This is a genomic window from Paenibacillus sp. 01T422 (genome assembly GCF_056398785.1).
On sequence record NZ_JBFTQB010001639.1, the window covers coordinates 1 to 473 of the forward strand.

Annotated in this window: 1 protein-coding gene and 1 pseudogene; both read left to right on the top strand. The window is 46.1% G+C overall.

Annotated elements, in window-relative coordinates; translation table 11 throughout:
* Window positions 1-274: pseudogene (locus tag AC1DUA_RS40550) on the top strand (metallophosphoesterase family protein); the annotation flags it as partial.
* 57 nt (window positions 275-331) lie between these two features.
* The coding region (locus AC1DUA_RS40555) for a GTP-binding protein (RefSeq protein ID WP_477505008.1) at window positions 332-473 on the top strand (142 nt) is incomplete at its 3' end.

Sequence of the window (473 nt, forward strand, 5' to 3'; positions counted from 1 at the left end):
CTATAAGAATGTGTTCGTCTTCTGTGGACACCGCCATCAAGATTTCCAGAATGGGACTCCGCATTATGTGAAGGAAACATTCCATTTTTTCCACAATGCATCGGTTGGCAGAACGCTGAACCGAGCTTATCAACAAGAAGCCAAGAATAAAGCTCAGGGTATCTATGTCCAAGTATTCGCCGACAAGGTCGTCGTACGTGGCAGAGAGTTCAGCAACCGTACGTTCCTTGACGAAGCGAATTGGAGTATCGATTTGCAGAAAGCCCAAGCTTAATCAATAAGCAGCACCTTGCAGTATCCATGTAAAAGAAGAAGGGAATTAAACTAACAAATGACTACGCAACTCACAAAGCTTCTCGAAACGGAAATCGCTAAGCGACGTACGTTCGCGATTATTTCTCACCCGGATGCGGGGAAAACAACTCTGACCGAGAAACTGCTGTTATTCGGAGGCGCGATTCGCTTGGCAGGAA